The organism is Mesorhizobium sophorae, assembly GCF_002270415.1.
GTDB classification, from domain to species: Bacteria; Pseudomonadota; Alphaproteobacteria; order Rhizobiales; family Rhizobiaceae; genus Mesorhizobium; species Mesorhizobium sophorae.
The window spans coordinates 307,135-329,807 of sequence record NZ_NNRI01000021.1; the positions used below are offsets into that span (position 1 = coordinate 307,135).

The 22,673-nt window shown below is 59.9% G+C and carries 18 protein-coding genes and 4 pseudogenes; 7 read left to right on the top strand and 15 right to left on the bottom strand.

Features of this window, described 5'->3' with window-relative positions; translation table 11 throughout:
• Position 1: 1 nt before the first annotated feature.
• Positions 2–1,280: pseudogene (locus CGZ66_RS29655) on the top strand (IS701 family transposase).
• 102 nt (positions 1,281–1,382) lie between these two features.
• Here the strand turns inward: CGZ66_RS29655 and CGZ66_RS29660 are convergent.
• Positions 1,383–2,478, bottom strand: a pseudogene (locus CGZ66_RS29660) (IS630 family transposase).
• Positions 2,479–3,587: 1,109 nt separating this feature from the next.
• Between CGZ66_RS29660 and CGZ66_RS29670 the strand changes: the two are divergent.
• On the top strand, positions 3,588–3,920 hold the full coding sequence (locus CGZ66_RS29670) for a hypothetical protein (RefSeq protein ID WP_143748896.1): 333 nt from the start codon (positions 3,588–3,590) through the stop codon (positions 3,918–3,920).
• A gap of 190 nt (positions 3,921–4,110) precedes the next feature.
• Positions 4,111–5,454: an ISNCY family transposase gene (locus tag CGZ66_RS29675; RefSeq protein ID WP_095088125.1), complete on the top strand. Its 1,344-nt coding sequence runs from the start codon at positions 4,111–4,113 to the stop codon at positions 5,452–5,454.
• Positions 5,455–6,170: 716 nt separating this feature from the next.
• Here the strand turns inward: CGZ66_RS29675 and CGZ66_RS29680 are convergent.
• Positions 6,171–6,404: a helix-turn-helix domain-containing protein gene (locus tag CGZ66_RS29680; protein ID WP_095090351.1), complete on the bottom strand. Its 234-nt coding sequence runs from the start codon at positions 6,402–6,404 to the stop codon at positions 6,171–6,173.
• A gap of 169 nt (positions 6,405–6,573) precedes the next feature.
• Here CGZ66_RS29680 and CGZ66_RS29685 point away from each other — a divergent pair, with 169 nt between their 5' ends.
• Positions 6,574–6,801 (top strand): hypothetical protein, encoded by a 228-nt coding sequence (locus CGZ66_RS29685; protein WP_379100301.1) that lies wholly within the window; start codon positions 6,574–6,576, stop codon positions 6,799–6,801.
• Positions 6,802–6,828: 27 nt separating this feature from the next.
• Here CGZ66_RS29685 and CGZ66_RS29690 read toward each other — a convergent pair whose 3' ends face one another.
• Entirely contained in the window at positions 6,829–7,101 is a 273-nt protein-coding gene (locus CGZ66_RS29690; RefSeq protein ID WP_342586884.1) for a DNA -binding domain-containing protein, read from the bottom strand.
• Between the two features lie 42 nt (positions 7,102–7,143).
• Here CGZ66_RS29690 and CGZ66_RS29695 point away from each other — a divergent pair, with 42 nt between their 5' ends.
• From CGZ66_RS29695 to CGZ66_RS29705, 3 genes are all read left to right on the top strand, one after another.
• Positions 7,144–8,169 carry an IS110 family RNA-guided transposase gene (locus tag CGZ66_RS29695; RefSeq protein WP_095090353.1) on the top strand — a complete coding sequence of 342 codons (1,026 nt, stop codon included), beginning with the start codon at positions 7,144–7,146 and terminating at the stop codon, positions 8,167–8,169.
• Between the two features lie 426 nt (positions 8,170–8,595).
• Positions 8,596–9,879, top strand: coding sequence for an IS66 family transposase (tnpC, locus tag CGZ66_RS29700; protein WP_095090354.1), 1,284 nt, complete (start codon positions 8,596–8,598; stop codon positions 9,877–9,879).
• 8 nt (positions 9,880–9,887) lie between these two features.
• Positions 9,888–10,319 (top strand): IS1096 element passenger TnpR family protein, encoded by a 432-nt coding sequence (locus tag CGZ66_RS29705; RefSeq protein WP_095090355.1) that lies wholly within the window; start codon positions 9,888–9,890, stop codon positions 10,317–10,319.
• Positions 10,320–10,731: 412 nt separating this feature from the next.
• Here CGZ66_RS29705 and CGZ66_RS29710 read toward each other — a convergent pair.
• The 12 genes and pseudogenes from CGZ66_RS29710 to CGZ66_RS29770 all read right to left on the bottom strand — a co-directional run.
• Positions 10,732–11,235: pseudogene (locus CGZ66_RS29710) on the bottom strand (IS110 family RNA-guided transposase); the annotation flags it as partial.
• Between the two features lie 16 nt (positions 11,236–11,251).
• A protein-coding gene (locus tag CGZ66_RS29715; protein WP_095090356.1) for an IS630 family transposase occupies positions 11,252–12,321 on the bottom strand; the annotation gives its coding sequence in 2 pieces (ribosomal slippage) (positions 11,252–11,835 and positions 11,835–12,321; 1,071 coding nt in all).
• Positions 12,322–12,413: 92 nt separating this feature from the next.
• Positions 12,414–12,878, bottom strand: a pseudogene (locus tag CGZ66_RS29720) (IS110 family transposase); the annotation flags it as partial.
• A 282-nt stretch (positions 12,879–13,160) separates the two neighbouring features.
• Complete coding sequence (locus CGZ66_RS29725) at positions 13,161–14,177, bottom strand: IS110 family RNA-guided transposase (RefSeq protein WP_095090357.1); 1,017 nt, start codon at positions 14,175–14,177, stop codon at positions 13,161–13,163.
• Positions 14,178–14,498: 321 nt separating this feature from the next.
• Positions 14,499–15,224 (bottom strand): LuxR family transcriptional regulator, encoded by a 726-nt coding sequence (locus tag CGZ66_RS29730; protein ID WP_095090358.1) that lies wholly within the window; start codon positions 15,222–15,224, stop codon positions 14,499–14,501.
• Between the two features lie 182 nt (positions 15,225–15,406).
• Positions 15,407–16,813, bottom strand: coding sequence for an aminotransferase (locus CGZ66_RS29735; RefSeq protein WP_095090359.1), 1,407 nt, complete (start codon positions 16,811–16,813; stop codon positions 15,407–15,409).
• A gap of 35 nt (positions 16,814–16,848) precedes the next feature.
• Positions 16,849–17,076, bottom strand: a complete 228-nt coding sequence (locus CGZ66_RS29740; RefSeq protein ID WP_095090360.1) for a hypothetical protein — start codon at positions 17,074–17,076, stop codon at positions 16,849–16,851.
• A 235-nt stretch (positions 17,077–17,311) separates the two neighbouring features.
• Entirely contained in the window at positions 17,312–17,959 is a 648-nt protein-coding gene (locus tag CGZ66_RS29745) for a UPF0149 family protein (protein ID WP_245331292.1), read from the bottom strand.
• Positions 17,960–18,239: 280 nt separating this feature from the next.
• Complete coding sequence (locus CGZ66_RS29750) at positions 18,240–19,295, bottom strand: IS110 family RNA-guided transposase (protein WP_095090361.1); 1,056 nt, start codon at positions 19,293–19,295, stop codon at positions 18,240–18,242.
• 16 nt (positions 19,296–19,311) lie between these two features.
• Positions 19,312–20,787 carry a group II intron reverse transcriptase/maturase gene (gene ltrA, locus CGZ66_RS29755; protein ID WP_095090362.1) on the bottom strand — a complete coding sequence of 492 codons (1,476 nt, stop codon included), beginning with the start codon at positions 20,785–20,787 and terminating at the stop codon, positions 19,312–19,314.
• A gap of 315 nt (positions 20,788–21,102) precedes the next feature.
• Positions 21,103–21,441: a transposase domain-containing protein gene (locus CGZ66_RS41030; protein ID WP_095090363.1), complete on the bottom strand. Its 339-nt coding sequence runs from the start codon at positions 21,439–21,441 to the stop codon at positions 21,103–21,105.
• A gap of 147 nt (positions 21,442–21,588) precedes the next feature.
• Positions 21,589–22,668, bottom strand: a complete 1,080-nt coding sequence (locus tag CGZ66_RS29770) for an IS5 family transposase (RefSeq protein ID WP_095085660.1) — start codon at positions 22,666–22,668, stop codon at positions 21,589–21,591.
• Between the last annotated feature and the right edge of the window lie 5 nt (positions 22,669–22,673).

Here is a 22,673-nt window from a genome sequence, read left to right on the forward strand (position 1 = left end):
CGTGATTCATGGGAGGTCGGCTTGTGGAGGGCCGATCAATGGATGTGGACTGGCAAGCCGATCTCGAGCACTGGCTTCAACCGTTTTTGGCAGGTCTTTCGCATCCAGCTCGGCGCCGGATGTGTCCGCTGTACATTGCTGGTCTGATCGGGCCGGGCGACCGTAAGAGCGTACAACCGATGGCCGCGCGAGCGGGCGATGTCGGCTACGATCAGCTTCATCATTTCGTCGCGGCAGGGGTTTGGGACAGCGCTCCGCTCGAGGCCGCCCTGCTGAAGGAGGCAGATCGCCTGGTCGGCGATGAGGCGGGTTTTCTCGTCATCGACGACACAGCGTTACCGAAGAAGGGACAACATTCGGTTGGTGTCGCGCCTCAATACGCTTCGTCGCTTGGCAAGACGTCCAATTGCCAGTCACTGGTGTCGGTGACCCTGGCCTCGCGCGAAGTGCCGGTGATGGTGGGCCTTCGGCTCTTCCTGCCCGACACCTGGACGAATGATCCCGAGCGGATGATGCGGGCGCGCGTCCCGAAGGATCGACAGGTCGCTCTGACAAAGCCGGAGATCGCCATCGAAGAGATCGATCGTGTCATCGCCTCCGGCGCGCGTTTCGGCTGTGTGCTTGCCGACGCGGGCTACGGGTCGAGCAGCTCTTTTCGTCAGGCTTTGAGTGAGCGCGGTCTGCTGTGGGCGGTAGGACTATCGCGGCGCCAAAACGTCTATCCGGCCGATGTTGATCTGATCTTCCCGGTCGCGACCACCGGCAGGCGCCGCCAATATCACATCCCGGACCAGCCGCCGGTCTCTGCCGAGGTGATGCTGTCTGGTGAGAGATGGCACAAGATAAGCTGGCGGCGCGGCACTAAAGGTCGGCTGACATGTTTGTTTGCGGCTCGCCGTGTCCGCGTTGCGGATGGTCATAAGCACCGGATGCTCGACAATCGCGTGCAGTGCATGCCAGGCGACGAGGTCTGGCTCGTCGGCGAACGCCGGTCGACTGGCGAGCAAAAATACTATGTGTCGAACTTACCGGCCGATGCGAGCCTCAAGATGCTCGCCGCCACGATCAAGGCCAGGTGGGTCTGTGAGCAGGCACATCAGCAATTGAAGGAGGAACTCGGCCTCGACCACTTTGAAGGCCGATCATGGACTGGATTACATCGACACGCCTTGATGACCATGATCGCCTACGCCTTTCTCCAAGCCCGCCGCCTCAAAGCAGCGGGACGGAAAAAAAAGAGTCGGCGGACCACCGCCACAACCGAGCATGCCAGCTGTTAGACAAGCCATTCTCGACCTCTTCACGCGGTCGCCACCCCGCAGATGTCCTCACTGTCAGAAGCTGCTCGCACACGCCCTCAAACCTAAACTGCCAAAGTAGTGCTAGTCACCCGAATCTGAAGTTCGGCTCATTGTTTTTTGGCAGAATCGCTTGACCGAGGCGAGGATTTGGTCGGCGGATTTCACCCATCTGTATGGCCTGGGATTCTCGTTGTGCGTTGTAATGAACGCGTCGATGTCGGCTTCCAGTTCTGCTGTGGAACGATGGACGCCACGTTGCAATTGCTTGCGTGTCAGCTCTGCAAACCACCGCTCGACCTGATTGATCCAAGAGGCCGAAGTTGGTGTGAAGTGAACATGCCAGTGCGGGCGACGTGCGAGCCAGGCCTTGATCCTCGGCGTTTTGTGGGTCGCATAGTTGTCCATCACCAGATGCACGTCCGGCCCCTTGGGCATCTCGGCGTCAATCCGCTTCAAGAAGTCGAGGAATTCGGTAGCCCGGTGACGTTTGTAGCAATGGCCGATCACGGCGCCAGTCGCAACGTCGAGCGCCGCAAACAGGGATGTCGTGCCGTTTCGGACGTAGGTATGGGTGCGCCGTTCGGCGACACCTGGCGCCATGGGCAGAACCGGCTGCTCGCGATCCAGTGCCTGGATTTGCGATTTCTCATCCACGCATAGCACGACTGCCCGGTCTGGTGGCGACATGTAAAGGCCGACTATGTCCTGCACCTTGTCGACGAACATCGGATCGGTGGACAGCTTGAATGTCTCCGAGCGATGTGGCTGCAAACCAAAAGCAGTCCATATCCGAGGATGGTGGTGTGCGACAGCCCGCTATCGGCTTCCATGGAGCGAATAGACCAGTGCGTAGCATCCTTGGGAGTGGTGTTCAACGTACGTTCGATGACCTCAGCTACCTGCGCGTCAGAGACGGTTCGTGGCGACCTGCGCGATATTCGTCCGTCAGCCCGTCAATGCCATCCTGCACGAACCGGCGGCGCCATTTGCCAACCGTATGCTCGTGGACGCCGAGGCGTTCGGCAACATCCTTGCTCTGCAGGCCCTGCGCGCACAGCAAAACCATCCGGCATCGATCTGATAACGAGCGGGGCGCTTTATGCCGGCGCACCTGACACTCAAGAAAATTACGATCCTCGTCGCTCAGAACGACGAGGCCTGCTTGCCTGCCGACCATCAATCAAACTCCTGCCGTTGCAACAGAAGCACAACAAAATGATGCCTACTTTAGTTCCGAGTGACTAGGTCCTCTACTTCGCCACGCGCATGCAAAGCCTTATCTTGGGATGAATGCTGCAACGCACGGTGTAGTCACTAGCCACAGAAAAGACCACGAATTGGCTACCCCGGCTGCTGGTCGCCAGCACCGAAATCAAGCTGTCCGAGCTCAAATAGGCGCGATGCAATTCAGCCCACCGCGGCGTTAGTGAGCCCTAAGGTCTCGCCGCGCTTGATGATGATCTCTCTGGGCCTGAATTCTCGATCCTTTTGCGAGATCGCGTTGGCGCCTACTAAAGCTGCTCCTGCAAGGAGTCCCCCATGCTCGCGTGGTCGGGAGACCGGACGTTCCTGCGCGCAACGGTAGCAGCCTTGATGTCATCCAACCCCTCTGGAACTTCAACTTTACCATAATTCGACCCGGCTCGGGAGATGTAGCATCGCGGATCCTGCACGACGATGCTTTGCTGCGCGAACGACGGATCGTCGTATCCCGAGATATGGTGACGATCCAATTCTTGCGCACCGAGTTCATTGCGCTCTCGCGCAGGCGCGAACGATCATCAAGGATGTCGCGACGTGACCGCGATCTGGCGCGATGTTGCCAGGGCGGTGGCCGCCCGATCGGCCGAGATCAACCCCAGGCGAGCGCCTTCGTGCGGTGATGATCTCAAGAGGGTATTTGCCCTGTAAGGCCTTCTCCGATATTTCGGGCCAGTAGGGGCCAATCCCGGCTCGGCTGCTAACGTTGATATTCTGGCACATCGATGCCGTGCTGGGGCCGTCCGCACCAACACGACTGGAGTCTACAAGCGCGCACGATCCGAAGGTTGCAGCGCGTGTACGGAGCTTTTAATGATCAGGGGCCGAGTCCGGTGCAGACTGGTGCTTCAAATCGAATCGATGGCCGGCATCATGGAAATACGCAGCAGGCCATCGCCCGAAAGGGATTGAACCAAAGCATAGGAGATCGAGCCAATCCTTACTCAAACCCAACCTAATGATTTCGCGTCATCCGATACTCTAGGGGGACGTATCTCGTTCGCCCGCGAGCTCATCAAACTAACAATGGCACAGGCCGCATGCCGACTTGGTGTCGACACAGCATGCTGGAAGGCGTGGGAATGCGACCGCGCCGCGCCGCAATCCAATCGCCTTGCCATGATGGCGGGCATCCTGGCCGTGAGCCCCTCATGGCTGTTGTCGGGAATAGGCGCCGGTCCATTGGAGCTGAAGTCGTACGACGGAGCCGCGCTGCTGCGAAAGCTGCAAATCGCCTCTTCTGACGCAGTGGCTTCGCAAAAACGTGTGCAAGAAATCGTTGCGTTACTCGGTTCCGGTAGGGGCGAAATGCCACTCCAAGTGCCGGTGAAGCCCGGCGGTGGGCATCGCCAGACCTGAAGCAGTGCCGCCAACCAGACAGCTAGACCCAGCTGCTGCAGGCCTAGACTAGTTTCCGTCCACAAACGCCAATATATTGATATTATTACGTGAATCGGAGCTTTGCGTAAGCAAGGCCCGGCGGTTTCAGGTACACTTTGGTTTCATGCCACTGATTCCAAAGCACAATCTGCCACCGCCGGAGCCGACAATGCGCCAAGAACGCACCGTCCAAGCGAGCATATTCGATCTTTTCGCCACACACGAGATCGGCCATGAACTGAAGGCGATGTCGCAATGGCTGGATGAGCATCGCGACCTACTCGGGCTGGTGGCGCGGGACCTGTGTCGAGATGGCGTCAAGGCCACTGGACGGCAAGGGTTGCCCGCCGAAGCAGTGTTGCGTTGTGCGCTGCTCAAGCAATACCGCCAGCTGAGCTATCAGGAGCTGGCGTTCCATCTTGAGGACTCCGCCTCGTTTCGTGCCTTTGCGCGGATGCCATGGTCGTGGAGTCCGCAGAAGTCGGTGCTGCAAAAGACGATCAGCGCGATCAGGCCCGAGACCTGGGAACAGGTCAATCGGACACTCCTGTCGGGCGCTCGGCAGGCGAAGCTCGAAGACGGCACGGTCGTGCGATTGGACAGCACCGTGACCTCGGCACTCATGCACGAGCCGAGCGACAGTAGCCTGCTTTGGGATGCCGTGCGGGTCATGGTGCGCCTTCTGAAGCGGGCCGATAGCTTGGTCGGCGGCGCTGGCGCATCATGGCGCGATCATTGCCGCGCAGCCAAGAAGCGCGCCCGCAAGATCCAGTTCACGCGCGGCCGACCCAATCGCGTCCAACTCTACCGCGAACTGATCGTAATCACTCGCGCGACCTTGGCCTATCTGAAGGAGGCGACCGAGCGATTGGCCGAGGCGAGCACTCCGCCGCCCATCGCACTGTGGCAGGCCCAGGTTCGTCACTATCGGCCGCTGATCGAACGCATCATCAGACAGAGCGAGCGGCGCGTGCTGGCCGGCGAGCCGGTGCCGGCCCGCGAGAAGTTGGTCAGCCTGTTCGAACCGCATGCCGATATCATCGTCAAAGGCAGCCGCGACACCGAATACGGCCACAAGCTCAACCTGACCTCCGGCAGGAGCGGCATGATCCTCGATCTGGTCATCGAAGCAGGCAACCCGGCCGACAGCGACCGCTTGCTGCCGATGCTGGAACGCCACATCGACATCTATGGTCAAGCGCCGCGGCAAGCCGCCGCCGATGGCGGCTTCGCCACGCGCGACAACCTGGTTAAAGCGAAGGCGTGGGGCGTCTCCGACATGGCATTCCACAAGAAAGCCGGCCTCAGGATCGAGGACATGGTCAGAAGCAAGTGGGTCTATCGCAAGCTACGCAACTTCCGCGCCGGCATCGAAGCTGGCATCTCTTGCCTCAAACGTGCTTACGGCCTGGCTTGCTGCACCTGGCGCGGCCTCGACCACTTCAAGACCTACGTCTGGTCCTCGGTCGTGGCCTACAACCTCGTCCTCTTCATTCGCCTCAAAGCGACCTGACGCCGACCAGGCATCGCAGTCGCACCCGCACCGGCCAATCCGGTCGCGGGGCGTGCGCCTAATCGCGCTCGTAGCACCGCTCTGACCAAACCAGCGCCGGTAGTTCCGTCGCATGCCTTCAAATGCTCTGCCAACCGAGGATAAGCGATTGTAAACGCTGTAAAAAACGCAGGTTTATGGACGGAAACTAGACTAGGCATGAAGCATAGCTGATGGCTCTGTGGGCGCCGAAGTCATAGGGATCAGGACGCTTCTGGTGTTCGGTACCGGACAATTCGCCCTCTCGGAAAGAGGTGGGAAAGAAAGTTGAAGTCCCGAATGTTTCCCTTGCGCCCACTTGTCGCGCCTGCAGGAAAACGGGCGTCGTTGACGAACTTGCCCTCGTGGATCCAGACGGCCTCGAATTCCAGCCGGCAATCTGGCGGACGGGTGCCCCGATGCGCCTGCGGCGGGGTGAGACTCCGAAGCCCTTCCGGTCGTCGGATCGGCCGATTATCTCGACCACGAAGCGCCTCAGCGATCTCCCGGCGGGGTGCTCCAGCGAGCGACCCGTCGGGCGCACGAAAAACGAGGTCAATGGGGCGCCGCGTCTTTCAGAAGCCGAAAAGCTGCCCGCGTCAGGGGCGAGCCGGGTGACCGAGACCGCCTGAGCCTGCCGAAGAAAAGCGAGCTCGGTTCATGAGTACCCGGCGCGCCTTCAGGCGCGCAGGTGCCCGCTATGACCGGAGGCTCGACAGAATTTCGCAGGGATCAGCGTCAAGAGCCGCGGTTACCTCAAGAAACTCAATGACATCGAGACGCCGCTCTCCACCCTCGTACTTGGCCACGAAAGATTGCGGACGAACAAGCTTCTCAGCAACCTGCGCCTGGGTCAGGCCTTTGGCCTTGCGCAGCGATACGAGATGAGCCAGAAACCTCAGGTGGCGGGGCGATCGAAGAGATTTGGGCATGTAGGCGAACCGGTCAGGTAAAGATCGGCTCAGCGATTAATCCCGGTTTCGGATTATCCCATTTTGGGATATGCTCTGCTGATCCAGCGCTCAACAGGCGAGGTTCGCAGCAGCCGTGAATCAATCAACCGGAACAGATAAGACTCGAAGCTCAACTCTGCACGACGAAGTGCCCTGGTCAGACAGCATCACGAGCTACGACAGGCAGCATCGAACCATTTACCTGCGCATCCTCGACGCCTGCGCCTACAATGCCAGCATCGAGGAAATAGCCGATCTCATTCTCGGCATCGATCCGATCCTTGAACCGGTCCGCGCCCGCAAGGCTGTTCGCAGCCATATCGACCGCGCCAACTGGATAGTGACGACCGGCAGCAAGCACCTGTTCGGCGGCTGACGCACAGCGCGGATTGCGACGCCTTTTTCAGACGAGGAAGTCCCGGTACCCGCCATTCATCAGCGCGCGGCCTCGAGAGACGGCGCGGCGGATGCGGTCGCGCAGGTGATCGCGAGGATCGTTCCAGTCGGCGTGGACACGCCCTTTACCGATCAGCGCCTCAGCGATTTCGCGATGTGATGCTCCGGCAAGCGATCCGTAATTACATGGGGTAATCGCGGGAGCCGCGTCCACGTGCCGCTTTGTAGCCCTTGCGCATAGGCGGCGGTTGTTCCCCGATATGATGAAAAACGGGCTCACGAGTCGGACCCGGGGCCCAGCAGCAATCGGAGAACAACAACCATGGACCAATTTATCGGCCTTGATGTGTCATTGAAAGAGACCTCGATCTCGGTGCGGCAGAATGGCAAGCGGAGCTGGCGCGGCAAATGCCCATCTGATCCGAAGTTGCTGGCCGAAGTGATCTGCAAGCGTGCGCCCAACGCGAAGAAGATCGTCTTCGAGACCGGCCCCTTATCGGTCTGGTTCTATCATGCGCTGACGGGGGAAGGCCTGCCGGCGATCTGCATCGATGCCCGTCACGCCAAAGCGGCGCTCGACATGGCGCCGAACAAGACCGATGCGAACGATGCAGACGGTCTGGCGCAGCTTGCAGAAGTTGGTTTTTACCGGGAGGTGCGGGTCAAGCAGTATGACAGCATGCTGACCCGCACACTGGTAGCCGCGCGCAGCCAGCTGATCAAGATCGTAACCGAGCTGTCCAATCAGATCCGTGGGCTGATGAAGACATTCGGGCTGGTCGTTCCCAAGGGTGCCGGCCGCGTATTCGAAGCCAATGTCCGAAACCTGATTGTCGACAACAAGGGACTGGAGCGGATTATCCTGCCTCTGCTCGAGACCTGGCGCACCGTGCGCGACCGGGCGGCGGAACTTGATCGGCAGCTTGTCGCCGCTGCGCGGGAAAGCGCGCCATGTCAGCTGCTGGTGTCGATACCGGGTGTTGGCTCGGTTGTCGCAGCCTCCTTCGCTTCAGCGATCGAGGCTCCGGAAAACTTCAGGACATCTCGTTCAGTTGGTGCGTGGCTCGGTCTCACCACCCGGCGCTACCAGTCGGGAGAAGTTGATTTTGACGGGCATATATCGCGGCGTGGCGACAACCATCTGCGGGGTCTGCTTTATCAAGCTGCCGTGGTGATCCTAACGAGAACCCTTGCTGACAGCACGCTTCGAACCTGGGGACTGAAGCTCAGGAAAAAGGTCGGCTTCAAGCGGGCCGCGGTCGCCGTGGCGCGCAAACTCGCTGTCATCATGCACACAATGCTGAAAACCGGCGAGCCTTTTGATCGGTCCGCCGGCGCGACCGCCTGAGATCGCACCGCATGGCATGGGAGACCACTCATGACTTGAAATTGAGCCACAACCAGATTGCGTCCTTTCTTCGGACACGCCGAGACGTCCCTGCCGGGACGTAGGTCGGGCCATTCCGCTATCGTGGGTTGCAGGTGCGTAACGTCCACGCAAACTGCGTTAATTACATTGGAATGCGGCGCCTTGCGAATATCCATAATGCGGCGAACAGATGTCGACCGCGAAGACAACCATGCCTCCCGGCAAACGATCATCAACAGCGCGAAGAAGACCAGGCAGCGCGATCGTAACATCGCCTCCTGTTCGCTGTCTGTCCAACAAACAGCAATGGCGTCTTCGGGCTATTCAAAAAAGACTTGATCAATGATCTGCGATTAGACAACTCACGCCCTTGTCAGGGGCAAGAATCCCTGAATCTATGGGGATATGGATCGCACTGATTTGCAGCGTCTGACGAAGGAAGAGTTGATCGATCTGGTGCTGCGGATACAGCGGCCAGAGAAGACATCGCGCACGTCGTCCAAGCCACCTTCGAGCGATCGCAAGGCGCGTCGGGACAGGGCAAAGCCTGGCGGCGCTAAGGCGGGTCATAAAGGTCACAGCCGCGCCATGAGTGAGGATGCCGATCGCATCATCGATCATCATCCCGACCAATGTCTTTGCTGCCGCGCCAGCCTGTCGAGCGATCTTGCTGCCGAAACCGTCAGCGAGCACGACAAGATTGAGCTTCCTGCGATCAGGCCTTTGATTGAGCGCCATCGGCGCCTGGCAGTCCGTTGCCCGTCCTGCGGCACGCTGGTCGTCGCGGCTGTGCCAGATGCGGCGAAGGGGACGCCGTTCGGGCCACGCGTACACGCCGTAGCGACCTATCTCAAGACTTTCCAGGCCCTGTCCTACGAGCGGCTGCAGGGCGCGTTCGCGAACCTTTTCGGTCTCAACATTAGCCAGGGCGGACTGATGAACATGTTGCGCCGTGCGCAGGGCGCGTTCGCGGCCGAGTGCGACAAGGCCGTCGCGGCGTTGCGCCGGGCCAAGGTCATCGCCTCCGATGAGACCGGCGTGCGGATCGAAGGAAGCAACGCCTACCACTGGGTGTTTCGCTGCGCCGAAGCGGTTGTTCATCAAGCGGCGCCAACGCGCGGCGCTGTCGTGGTCCGGACCCTGATGGACGGCCATCGGCCCGACGTCTGGTGTTCCGATCGCTATGCCGCACAACAAGGTCACGCAAATGCGCATCAGACCTGCCTGGCGCATCTCGCCCGCGACGTCGCCTATGCGGACGAGGCAAGTGAGGACATGCTGCCCTCACGGCTCAAACGTTGGCTGCAAAGGGCCTTCGCCCTAGCCGACGGTATGGAAACCTTCGCCGCCTCGACCATCGCCGGCAAGCGTCGCGCCCTGGAGCGAAGTCTGGACGATATCTTCGCCACCACAACGTCGTGCGATCTGGCCCGCGACATCCAAAACAAGTTCAGGCGAGCTCGTGATCAACTTTTGACCTTTGCCCAATGGCCAGGAATGGTCGACGCGACGAACAACGCCTGCGAACGGGCGCTGAGACCCGCCGTCGTTCAACGGAAGATCACCAACGGCTATCGCGCCATGTGGGCCGCCCAGGGCGAAGCCGACATTCGAACCGTCGTCGACACGGCTCGTCTCGCGCCAGGCATGAACCCCTTCAAAATCATCCTTCAAACCGTCAGCGCCTGAAATCTGCGATGACTGAGCCCGCGACCTTGATCTTCCGAGCCTCTCTTCGGGCCCGGCTTTGTCGGGACATCGAGGTGTCGAGTTCGAGCACGCTGGCGGATCTGGCCGAAGCCATCGTAGCGGCATTTGGCTTCGACTTGGACCACGCCTACGGCTTCTATTCAAAGCTGACGGGAAAGCTGTTCGACTCGCCCCTGCGGTTCGAACTCTTCGCCGACATAGAGGGGAGCGGCTCTCGCAGCGTGAAGGGCACCCGCGTCAGCACAGCCTTCCAGAAGGTGGGCTCGGCAATGACCTTCTTGTACGACTACGGTGACGAGTGGCGCTTCCGCGTTGAACTTATTGGAACAGGGCAGGCGCAGCCCGATGCCAATTACCCGAGGATCGTCAGCAAGATCGGCAAGGCTCCCCCGCAGTACCCGGACATCGACGACGAGTGACGACGCACCGTGCCGCATCGAAAGGGTGGGTTGTCTAATCGCAGATCATTGATCAAGTCTTTTTTGAATAGCCCGAAGACGCCATTGCTGTTTGTTGGACAGACAGCGAACAGGAGGCGATGTTACGATCCCGCTGCCTGGTCTTCTTCGCGCTGTTGATGATCGTTTGCCGGGAGGCATGGTTGTCTTCGCGGTCGACATCTGTTCGCCGCATTATGGATATTCGCAAGGCGCCGCATTCCAATGTAATTAACGCAGTTTGCGTGGACGTTACGCACCTGCAACCCACGATAGCGGAATGGCCCGACCTACGTCCCGGCAGGGACGTCTCGGCGTGTCCGAAGAAAGGACGCAATCTGGTTGTGGCTCAATTTCAAGTCATGAGTGGTCTCCCATGCCATGCGGTGCGATCTCAGGCGGTCGCGCCGGCGGACCGATCAAAAGGCTCGCCGGTTTTCAGCATTGTGTGCATGATGACAGCGAGTTTGCGCGCCACGGCGACCGCGGCCCGCTTGAAGCCGACCTTTTTCCTGAGCTTCAGTCCCCAGGTTCGAAGCGTGCTGTCAGCAAGGGTTCTCGTTAGGATCACCACGGCAGCTTGATAAAGCAGACCCCGCAGATGGTTGTCGCCACGCCGCGATATATGCCCGTCAAAATCAACTTCTCCCGACTGGTAGCGCCGGGTGGTGAGACCGAGCCACGCACCAACTGAACGAGATGTCCTGAAGTTTTCCGGAGCCTCGATCGCTGAAGCGAAGGAGGCTGCGACAACCGAGCCAACACCCGGTATCGACACCAGCAGCTGACATGGCGCGCTTTCCCGCGCAGCGGCGACAAGCTGCCGATCAAGTTCCGCCGCCCGGTCGCGCACGGTGCGCCAGGTCTCGAGCAGAGGCAGGATAATCCGCTCCAGTCCCTTGTTATACCAAGAGTCATTGGGTTTGACCGACATGGGCCCATTCTCGCATTCCGATGGATGTGATTGTTTCGGGAGCGGCGAGCAGTTTGTGCCAGGCATCGCACGCGGCGTCGATAATGGCATCGTAGCTGTCGAAGACGCGGTTTGAGAGCCAGTTCTGCCGCATGTACTGCCAGACATTCTCAACCGGGTTTAATTCGGGCGCACGCGGGGGCAGGAAGATCGGCGTGATGTTGCGCGGCATGTTGAGGTTGGCGGTGGTGTGCCATCCGGCGCGATCCATGATGAGCACGGCATGCGCGCCCTTTTCGACATGGCGGCTGATCTCGTCGATATGGAGTTGCATGGCCTCGGTGTCGGCAAACGGCAGCGCGAGAGCTGCGCCGGTGCCCCGAGCCGGGCAGATGGCGCCGAACAGATATGCGCTCTTGTATCGCTGGTCGGCTGGCTGTCGCGGCCGCGTGCCACGCCTGGCCCACTGCCTTGTGATGCCGTTCTTCTGACCTATCCTGGCTTCATCCTGGAACCAGAGTTCCACCTTCGTACGCGGCGGCAGGTTGCAAAGATGAGCCTTCAGCGTGCGCTGCCAATTTTTTTGAACGCTTCGATGATATGGGCGTCCTGCGCCGGGTGGTGCGGCCGTGCGCTCATATGCGAGAAGCCGAGCTTGTGCAGCAGCTTCCCGACATAGCGGGTATCGTAATCGATGCCGAAACGCTCCTTGATGATGCGCTTGAGGTCGATGCGCCGCCAGCGCACGACGCCGTCGACGGCGCGATCCGACCCCCTCTCCACGATTGCCGCCAGTTCAGCATTCTGTTGAGGCGACAGCCGGCACGGCGGGCCTGACGACCAGTGGTCGACAAGGCCATCGGGGCCGGCCGCGTTGAACCGGTGCACCCAGTCCCGCAGCGTCTGGCGGTCCATGCCGCCAATCCGCCCCGCATCCGCCCGGCTCATCCCGTCCAGTACCGCAGCGATCGACAACAGCCGGCTGCTCTGCCGCACATCCTTCGACCCACGCGCCAGGCGACGCAGTTCCGTCGCCGAATAGTCCGTTCGTAACCTCACCGCTGATCCCATGGCCGAATCTCCTTCGGCAACACGGAATCACGCTTCGGAGATGCTCCAAAATCACAAAAGAGTCAGCACCCGAGACCGTTGGTATTATCGACAATCAGGTTTCGGACATTGGCTTCGAATACGCGGCCGGCACCCTTGGGAACGACCAGCCCGAATGTCTTCATCAGCCCACGGATCTGATTGGACAGCTCGGTTACGATCTTGATCAGCTGGCTGCGCGCGGCTACCAGTGTGCGGGTCAGCATGCTGTCATACTGCTTGACCCGCACCTCCCGGTAAAAACCAACTTCTGCAAGCTGCGCCAGACCGTCTGCATCGTTCGCATCGGTCTTGTTCGGCGCCATGTCGAGCGCCGCTTTGGCGTGACGGGCATCGATGCAGATCGCCGGCAGGCCTTCCCCCGTCAGCGCATGATAGAACCAGACCGATAAGGGGCCGGTCTCGAAGACGATCTTCTTCGCGTTGGGCGCACGCTTGCAGATCACTTCGGCCAGCAACTTCGGATCAGATGGGCATTTGCCGCGCCAGCTCCGCTTGCCATTCTGCCGCACCGAGATCGAGGTCTCTTCTGTGGTTGCCGCCCGTGGCGCAAGAAGTTTCTAACCCAAATATGCGAGTGATCGAGTGCGGTCTTCTGTCAGGCCTTTAAATGCGGCATGTCAAAAGCCGCTGGCCGGTATGGTGATCTGCGGATCAGGTCCAAATCTTTCAAACGAGCTCAGATGCTCAAGAGACTGCACTGGTTTTCCTGATCCAGATCTGTTCGATCATTTTGCCCATTCGGGTCGTCGCCTTCTTACTCCCTCGCTATCCGACGCCAAGTGGCAGTGGCATATCGATCATGCTACGGCTGCCCGTGTCGGAACTCGATAATCCTCATTTTTTGTAAGCACGGCCCAAATCGTACGCGCCATTTTGTTGGCCAATGCTATCGCTACAAGCATTCTTGGCTTTCGCGCGGCCATACGCGCGAGCCATGAGCCTTCGGTGATCGATTTGCGGGTCAGCCAGGTCAGGCGCGACATCGCGCCAATGATTAGCAGTCGGCGGATATCAGCTTGGCCCGCCTTAGAAATGCGTCCGAGCCGCTCTTTTCCACCGGAGGAGAATTGGCGCGGAACAAGCCCTAGCCATGCGGCAAAGTCGCGCCCGCACCGAAAGCTCTCTATGGGCGGGGCAAAGGCCTCAACAGCCAGGGCGGTCAACGGGCCGACACCTGGAATTGTTTGTAGTCGCCGCGCCGTGTCGGCTTCAGCCGCCAGCGCCTTGATCTTCACTGTTCGCGCATCGATGCGGACCGTCTTCTCGGCAATCTGGTCCATCAGGTCGCGGCACTCCTCGCGCATCAAATCTGGCAAGTCGCTATTTGGGTTATTGAGGATCTCATCAATGCGTTTCAACTGATGCATTCCCTTCGGAATAACATGGCCATATTCATAGAGGCAGCCCCTGAGTGCGTTGGCCAGTTCGGTGCGCTGATGCACAAGGCGCTCTCGAGCGCGAAACAAAATTGCCCTGCTTTGTTGCTCGGCAGTCCTTGGATCTACGAAGCGCATTTCAGGTCTCTGAGCCGCGATTACGATCGCTTCGGCATCTGCCGCATCGTTCTTCTGACGCTTTACAAAAGGCTTCACGTAATGCGGGGCGATCAACTTCACCTCATGGCCATACCTGCTCATCTCGCGGGCCCAATAATGCGCGCTGCCACAGGCTTCCATCACGATCACCGCTGGCGGCTGATCGGCCATAAATTTGGCAAAACTCCCCCGTGACAATTTCTTCCGGAACTTCAGCTCTCCCGTCATCGACGCCCCGTGGTGCTGAAAAACCGTCTTTGCCAAATCCACCCCGATCATTGTATCTTTCGTCACGGTTGCCGTCCTTTCCGCTCAGTGGCTGTAAACACCACTATCCTGGCACATTGCGATGCCATCTGGGGAGGGCGGCAACCACTCCATCTTTCAATGACACATCAAGGCCGATAAATTGGTCCATGGTTGTTGTTCTCCGATTGCTGCTGGGCCCGGCTCCGACTCGTGAGCCCGTTTTTCATCATATCGGGGAACAACCGCCGCCTATGCGCAAGGGCTACAAATCGGCACGTGGACGCGGCTCCCGCGATTACCCCATGTAATTACTACGCTTGCGCTGCCTGTGCGGTTGCACAGGTAGGAATATCAGCGATGCGCGGATTTCGAATCGATGAGAAGCGCAACCAACTGGCTTCTGGTCTTTACACCGAGCTTCCTGCGGGCGTTATCGAGATGAAACTCGGCGGTGCGCTGTGTGATCCCGAGAATGAAGCCCGTCTCCCAGGCCGACTTGCCACGTGCTACCCATTGCGCACACTCGTATTCGCGCGCCGTCAAAGGCACACCGTCGACGATCCGGGCAGCGGACAGTTTTCGTCGAACAAACATGTGAAAACAGGTCGCAACGTATGGGAGATCGTCCTCATAGCGTTCCATGACGCGGAAAAATACAGGATCGCGCTTGTCAGCGGCAAAGGTCATCGCCGCAAAATTACCGCGGTGATCCATAATCGGGATCGTCAAACCACAGCAAATGCCGAACTGCGCCGCTTCGTCAAAGACCCTCTGCTCGGCTTCTGATGGCTCAACCCCCGGCAGTGCGGAGCCCCATCGAAATGGGTATCCGCCGCAGCGGGCGCGCACTATGACGGGATCGACGCTCTGGTACTGGTGCTCAAGATAGCGCGCTGTCCAGGGCGCCGGATAGTTCGAGATCAGCGTGGGCTTGTCCTTAGAACGCGGCGGGAGCGAGAGGTAGGCGAAGGCGAGCAGATCGAATTGTGAGGCCACATCGCCGAGAGCGCTGCGGAAATCGACCTCATCCACGCTGTCCCAAAGCCGTTCCAGAAATCTTTCGAAGACAGGTTGCATGTCTGTCCTTAGGTCTTCGGCAACTTGCTTGCAGGTGGCAGCAAGTCCAGGTGGACTTGCAACATCTCAAAAATGCGCCCTGCCGGCGGGGAGGTGCACCGGCAGGGCTCGCCGCCCAAAGGCCGCGGTCAAATGGAGGACCGGACAGCAGCGGAAAAAAAGCTGGTGGGGGCCAGCAAAGATTATACTGCGCCTTCGGCTTTTAGCGCGCGGAACGTCGTGTCAACCGATTTCGCGGTGGCGTCGACGATGATGTCCACCTCGTCCCTAGTGATGATCAGTGGCGGGGCAAAGCCGAGGATATCGCCATGCGGCATGGCCCGGCCGATGACCCCATTCTCAAGCAGAGCAGCGGCGGCACGCGCCCCCACCTGGAGTTCGGGCTCAAACGGTACGCGCGCTTTGGGATCTCGCATCAGCTCTACGGCAGACAGGATTCCGACGCCCCGAACTTCGCCGACAATAGGATGTCCCTCCAATTCGGCTTTCATACGGGAAAGCCAATAGGGCCCGACATCGCGGACGTGCTCCAGAATGTTTCTTTCCTTAAGCACTTGAATGTTGGCAAGTGCGGCCGCCGCGCAAAGCGTATGACCGGAATATGTCCAGCCGTGACCGAGAGGTCCGTGCTTCTCCGTTCCTTCTTCCAGGACCGACCAGACGCGGTCGCCGATAATCGATCCGGAAATGGGGAGGTAGGCGGAACTCAAGCCCTTGGCGATGGTGACGAAATCCGGACGCATACCATAGAGGTGGGAACCGAATTTCTCACCGGTTCGCGCGAAACCGCAAACCACTTCATCGGCGATCAGAAGGATATCGTACTTATCCAACACCTCTTGAATGGCCGTCCAGTAACCCTTTGGAGGCGGAACGATGCCGCCGGTCCCAAGTGCCGGTTCTCCGACAAAGGCTGCGACCGTATCTGGACCCTCAGCAAGAATAAGGGTTTCAAGTTCGTCGGCACAGCGCTTGGAGAAGGCTTCCTCAGTTTCGCCCTCATGCGCCTGGCGATAGTAATGTGGCGTCGTTGTATGGCGCACCAGGCTCAAAGGCAGGTCGAAAAACTTGTGAAAGAACGGAAGGCCCGTCAGGCTACCGGTGACCAGCCCGGAACCGTGATAACCGCGATGTCGCGAGATGATCTTCTTCTTTTCAGGGCGGCCGAGAATGTTGTTGTAGTACCACACCAGCTTGATGTTGGTTTCGTTGGCGTCGGAACCGGAAAGACCGAAATAGACCCTTCGCATGTTCTGGCCGAAATATTCGACGACCGCCTCCGCCAGGAGAGCAACCGGCTCCGTGCCCTGGCTGGCGTAGACATGGGCGAACGGCAACTCGTGTGCTTGCCGAGCAATGGCGTCGGCTATCTCGGTGCAGCCATACCCCATATTGACGCAATAGAGCCCGCCAAAACCGTCGAGGCTTTTTCGGCCTTCAGTATCCCAGATGTAGACGCCTTCCGCTCTCGCCATGATCCGATTTGGCGTCTCGCCGCGGCTGTGCTTGGCTAAGTGCGTAGACGGATGAAAGACGAAGTTTCGATCCTTCTCCCGGAGTTGCTCGGTTCCCAGATTGCTCAAGCTCATCGTTCCTCTCCTCGCGATCAGTCGCCGGAGGACACTCAAGCCGCCTCCCTAGCAAGTAGCATACAGGCAAACACCTCACGAATTTCGCGGGAATCCACGTCTTTTGCCGACGAATTCTCGAAATCGGCATCAAGCGCCGTGAAAACCAAGGCTTCGGAAGTTTGCCATCGCCTTGGTGCGGAAATGAGGATTGGCGAATTGTTCGTTACGACAAGCTGGTCGAGATCTACCCAACCATTCACGAGGTCAGCGAAACTGGCCATTGATTTAATGCGGGCGCCGCCGGGTTCTGTTCGTCCGCGTATGTCTGCGAAAGGTGCCGCATAGAATCGGGGGCATGGTAGTACGAGATGCGCCGTCCGAATGCCGCCATCTGGGAGTCCAGCAGAATCTGCGCGATGCGTTCTTCGGTAAGCGGTGCGCCCAGGCACCTTCCGCGAAACCATCTGGTGATGTGTCTTTGATGGGTCGGTCGTTGGTTTGCTGGGCCGCCGGAGATCACTGCGGATCGTCATAACGGGTGACGTAGTGGAGTTCGCGGAGGGCGGGGATGACGAGGGCGATGTCTTTGTAGGCCTCGTGCTCGATGAAGTGCGCGGTCTCGGGCCCCGGCCTGGGCTTGCCGAGGACGGGCCTGCCCTTTTTGTCGACGCAGTAGATCAGGATCGGCAGCAACAAGCCGTGGTTGGGGTTGTCGAGGTCGAGTAGCCGTTTCCAGCGTTTGATGTTGAGATTCATGGCCGCGTAGAACCCCTGGCACCACGGCCGGGGGTCGATGCCGCCGCTGGGCTTGGTGGCGAATCGGGGCGCATAATCCTGCGGTCTGTCGAACAGCGTCGCGTTGATCCGGTTGTGGATCCTGGCGAGGCTGGCAAACACGGCGTGATCGGTTGCAGACCCTTTGGCCAAGACGTCGCGCGGCAACCCCATGAGCGGGCACATCCAGTCTTGCGGGTCCGCGAACCGGGGCCCGGTGACCGCCGCCGTTACGAAGCCATCCAGCGCCGACATGGTCCGCACCAACGGGCGGGGGGCGGTCTTGGCGGCCATCCAGGCCTCGAGCGCCTCGTCCGACAGCGCCATGTCATCGATCGCGCTCATGCCGCCAAGGAGAGCGGCATCTCTTCGCGGCGCCCCCAGTTCCATATGTGGACGGCTCCCGCTTGCAAGTGTTTTTTACAGATATTTTTGATCGGATCGCTTGCTTCCATATGTGCGGCCTTTGTGTGTGGTCGCACATGACCACTGGCCAAGATGGTTTCCGCAACGCATGTTCCTAACACGGCAACGACCTTGAAAGGCCAATGGAACTGACGGAGTATCACGCGTCTTGGATCGATCGATCGCACCATCTGCTTTTCTCTTGCAAGTTCACAGCCAGCTCAACACGGTAGCATTCTATTCTGCTCACCGTGATGGCCAATTCCTATGTTGCTTGCGTTTGCTCCTCTGTCCGCCGATACGCCTCGCCGCTCACCATGAGCTTCCAGGCGACACGGGCAATCTTGTTGGCGAGCGCCACCGCAACCAGCTTTGGTTTCTTCCGTTGCAGGAGTTCGATCAGCCATCGGGAAGCATGTCTGCTTCGACCTGCTCTGACATGCTGAAGAAGGGCAGTTGCGCCAACCACCAATATGCTCCTCAGCATTTCGTCGCCAGCACGTGTGATCACCCCCAGTCTGACCTTGCCTGCGGTCGAATGGTCTTTGGGCGTGAGGCCTATCCAAGCGGCAAAATCGCGACCCGACTTGAACGTTCGGGGATCTGGGGTCTTCATCATCAAAAGCGATGCGCCGACCGGCCCGACACCCGGAATTTCGGCCAGGCGCCTGCTGCATTCATTGGAGCGGTGCAACGTGGTCAGTTTTTCCTCGACGGCTTTCGTTTCAGCCAGCAAATCTCGATATTCAATGCCATGCATGACAAAAAGCTCGCGGGCCAATTCAGGCAGGGATTGATCCGCCGCAATCCGCTCCAACAGCGGTTCGATGCGGCACATGCCCGTGGCCGCGACGATGCCGAACTCCATGGCAAAACCGCGAATGGCGTTGGCGAGCTGCGTTCGATTGCGAATGAGTCTCTCTCGCACACCGACCAGCATTAACGCCGCCTGCTGGTCCGCGGTCTTCACCGGCACGAAGCGCATCGTCGGTCGGCTCATCGCCTCACACAAAGCTTCCGCGTCCGCCGCGTCGTTCTTGCCGCGTTTCACATAAGGTTTCGCCAACTGAGGCGCTATCAATTTCACCTCATGACCGAACGAACTTAACAGCCTCGCCCAATGATGAGAGCCTCCACAGGCTTCGAGTGCGATAGTAGTCGGCGGCGTTTTCTCGAAGAATTTCACCATCTCCCTACGCGAAAGCTTCTTGCGAAGGACTGGTTGCTCGCCTGCGTTCACTCCATGCAATTGGAAAACGCTCTTTTCGCGGTAGGGACGCCCGTTACCGGGCGCCCCCCGCTCAGATCCCGGCGAGCCCAATTAAGGCACCGGGCTCCTACCTTGGGTGTGTGACGGCGAAGCGCACGTCGGGCCATGGATGAAGGATGCGTGGCTTCGGGAGCCAGTGTTCTGTCACTTTTGTGGTCCGGCCCCATGTGAATCCGTCCTTCTGGCTACGCCGCCGAAGCGTGCGCCTCCAGAGTTCTTCCACATGGTGCCGAAACGCGGCTAAAGCGCGCGCGTTTGTCGGCACCGCGAAGTAGGCGAAATGCCCGCTCACGATCTGCCTTAGCCATTTCCCCTGTTCGGGTATGGGCCAGTGCATCCGACGCCACAGCTCCTCCTTTATGTTCCTGAGCTTCGTCCGCATGCGGTCGCCGCGGGTCTTCCGTTGAAGCTGGAAGCGCCCGCTGCGCGATTTGCCGCAGATGAACGTGAACCCGAGAAACATAAAGGTCTCCGGCTTCCCGAGGCCGCGCCGCTTGCGATTAGCCGCCGCGAAGCGACCAAACTCAATCAGGCGGGTCTTGTCCGGATGGAGCGACAGTTCGAACTCCTCAAGCCTCGCGCGCATCGCATCGAGGAATCGACGGGCGTCGTCCTCGCGCTCGAAGCCGACCACCAGGTCATCGGCATAGCGCACGATGACCATGTCGCCGGCGGCGTCGTGCTGTCGCCAGCGTTTCGCCCACAGATCGAGTACGTAGTGCAGGTAGATATTGCCGAGGAGCGGTGAGATCACCGAGCCTTGACCCGTCCCCTTGTCGTCTACGGTCACGACCCCGTCTTCGAGAATACCTGCCTTCAACCATTCCTGGATCAGGCGGATGATGCGCTTATCGCCGACCCGATGCTCCAGGAAGCGAACCAGCCATTTCTGACTGACCGCCCCGAAAAAGTTTTGGATGTCGGCGTCAATTATCCAGCTCACTTTCCGATGGTCGATCGCGACGCACAGCGCATCCAGCGCATCGTGCGGCCCTCTCCCCGGTCGAAACCCGTAGGAGAAGCCGCAGAAGTCGCCTTCATAGATGGCGTTGAGCACCATGACGGTCGCCCCTTGGACAATCTTGTCTTCCAGAGCTGCGATTGCCAGCGGCCGCTGCTTCCCATCTGCCTTCGGTATAAACGTCCGGCGTGACGGTTGCGGGCGGTACGCTCCCCGTTGGACCCGGGCGTGCAGATCGATGAGCCGGGGCTCAAGCTCTGCCTCGTAGTCCTGCCATGTCATGCCATCCACCCCGGGGGCGGCCTTGCGCCTGAGCGCGTAGAACGCCGTCCGGAGTGCGTCGACAGTGATATGGTGGAAGAGCGCGGTGAACCTGTCCTTCTTCCTCAGCCTTGCGGCTTTCCGTACGCGATCCAGCGACTGGGACATGCGATCCCGGCCCTGTGTCCGGTGCATGCGTTGCTGTTCCGCGTTCCCCTTGGTCCCCGGCCTTCGCTCCACCAACTCCGCCACCGGTCGCCCGGCTTTGTTCGTCGGCTTCACAGCTACTATGCCGAAGTCAGACTTCTCTGGATCGTTCATCAGCGGCTACGACTCCTCGCCTTCCCACTGCGGACCATCCACCCGCAGGACGGGTTGGGTGGCCAATCCAGAGATCTCCCGGTTCCCGTACAAGGAGCTTCCGTGCATGCCAGGGTCTCAGACCACGCCGGGTCGGCTGAGCGCTCGCGTAACGCGCTCAATCGTATTGCCTTCCGGAACGTCAACGCCGTCGGCACCCGGGATTTTGGACTTTCGCGGCTCAATGGCTGGCCTGCACGCTCCCCTACCGACGCTTCGCCGACATCCTCACGGTTGCCTGCGCACGGCTTGGGGCCGATATGGGTTGCTAGCCCTTCATCGTGGTGGACTTTCACCTCCTACTCCTTGCCAGTCTCCCGGCGCACTGACGTATCCATGCCAATTCTGATAATCTCTTCCACGGACGGTCTCCCTCGATTGAGCTTTCAACGAACTCATTCTGGCACATTGCGATGCCGTTGGGAGCCGTCCACCCCAACACGGCATCAGCTCGTCCCAGCGCGAGGCTGGCCAGTCGTTCTGGATGCGCTCGGCGACATCGGCCATGTAGGCTTCGGCATCAACCCCGCAGAGCTTGCAGGTCTCGATGATGCTGAGCACGACCGCGGACCGCTCTGCCGCGGCGAAGTTGCCCGAGAAAAGCCAATTGGGCACCTCGAACTACGGCATTTCCGAGACCTGTGGGGCGGCAAAGCGGTTCGGCCCGGGCTGATGGCGGGAAGTGGCTTCGGTTTTGGTCGTTGAGGTTGATGCTGGGTGCCAAGTTTGGCGTCGCGGCGGCGTTTTCCGCCGCTTTTGGCGTCATGCAGGCGCAGTTCGCCCCTGGTGCCAGACGTAGCGCATCAGATTGTAGGCGAGGTTCGTCATGCCGATCTTGGTCCTGGCGCGGGCGATGCCGATCGTGCGGATGAAGAGTTTCATCTGCGCCTTCTGACGGGCGAAGACGTGCTCGACGAAGGCTCGGGTCTTTGAGCGCCGGCCGTTGGCCCGCGACGTCGCTTCGCTCATAGGCCGGCCCTTCGGCTTCTTGTGGTGGATTTCGGAGACATATCCGTTCCGGTCGAGCCACTCCTCGTTCTTCTTCGAGCGATAGGCGGTGTCGGCCCAGACCGTAGACCCGGTATTGGCGCGGTTGAGCACGTTGCGAAGCTGCGCGCCGTCATAGGCGGATGCGCTCGTGACGTTCCAGCCGCGGATGAAGCCGTGCCGGCGGTCGATGGCGGCATGGTTCTTGTAGCCGAAAGCGGGAATGGCGATGTCGCGCTGCTGCGCCTTTCCCTCCTCGGCGACCTTGGCCTTGGAGAACTTCACCGTCCAGCGGGCATCGCGATCCTTCTGGCGCAGCTTGGCCGGCTTCTCCTTCCATGCGTCCGGCACCTTGCCCGCCTTGATGTCGGCCTTCTCGGCGTCGGTGTTGCGCTGCTTCGGCGCCGCCACGATGGTGGCGTCGACGATCTGCCCGCCCATCGCCAGATAGCCGGCCTTGGCGAGGTGCTTGTCGAAGCGGGCAAACAGGTTCTCCACCGCGCAGGCCTGCGTCAGATGCTCGCGAAACAGCCAAATCGTCTTGGCGTCTGGCACTCTGTCGCCGAGCCCCAGTCCGAGGAAGCGCATGAAGGACAGCCGGTCCTGGATCTGGAACTCGGCCTGGTCGTCGGACAGCCCGTAGAGCGCCTGCAGCACCATGATCTTGAACATCATCACCGGGTCGTAGGCAGGACGACCGCCCCTGGCGCCGTCCGAGCGCTTCAGCACCTTGGCCAAAGGCTTGCGGAAAACCTCCCACGGCACAACGGCGTTCAACTTCTCCAGGGGATCGCCGGCTTCGCTTAGCCGAGCATAGCGCTCATCGATATCCCAGAACCCGGCCTGTCCCCGCATCCAAT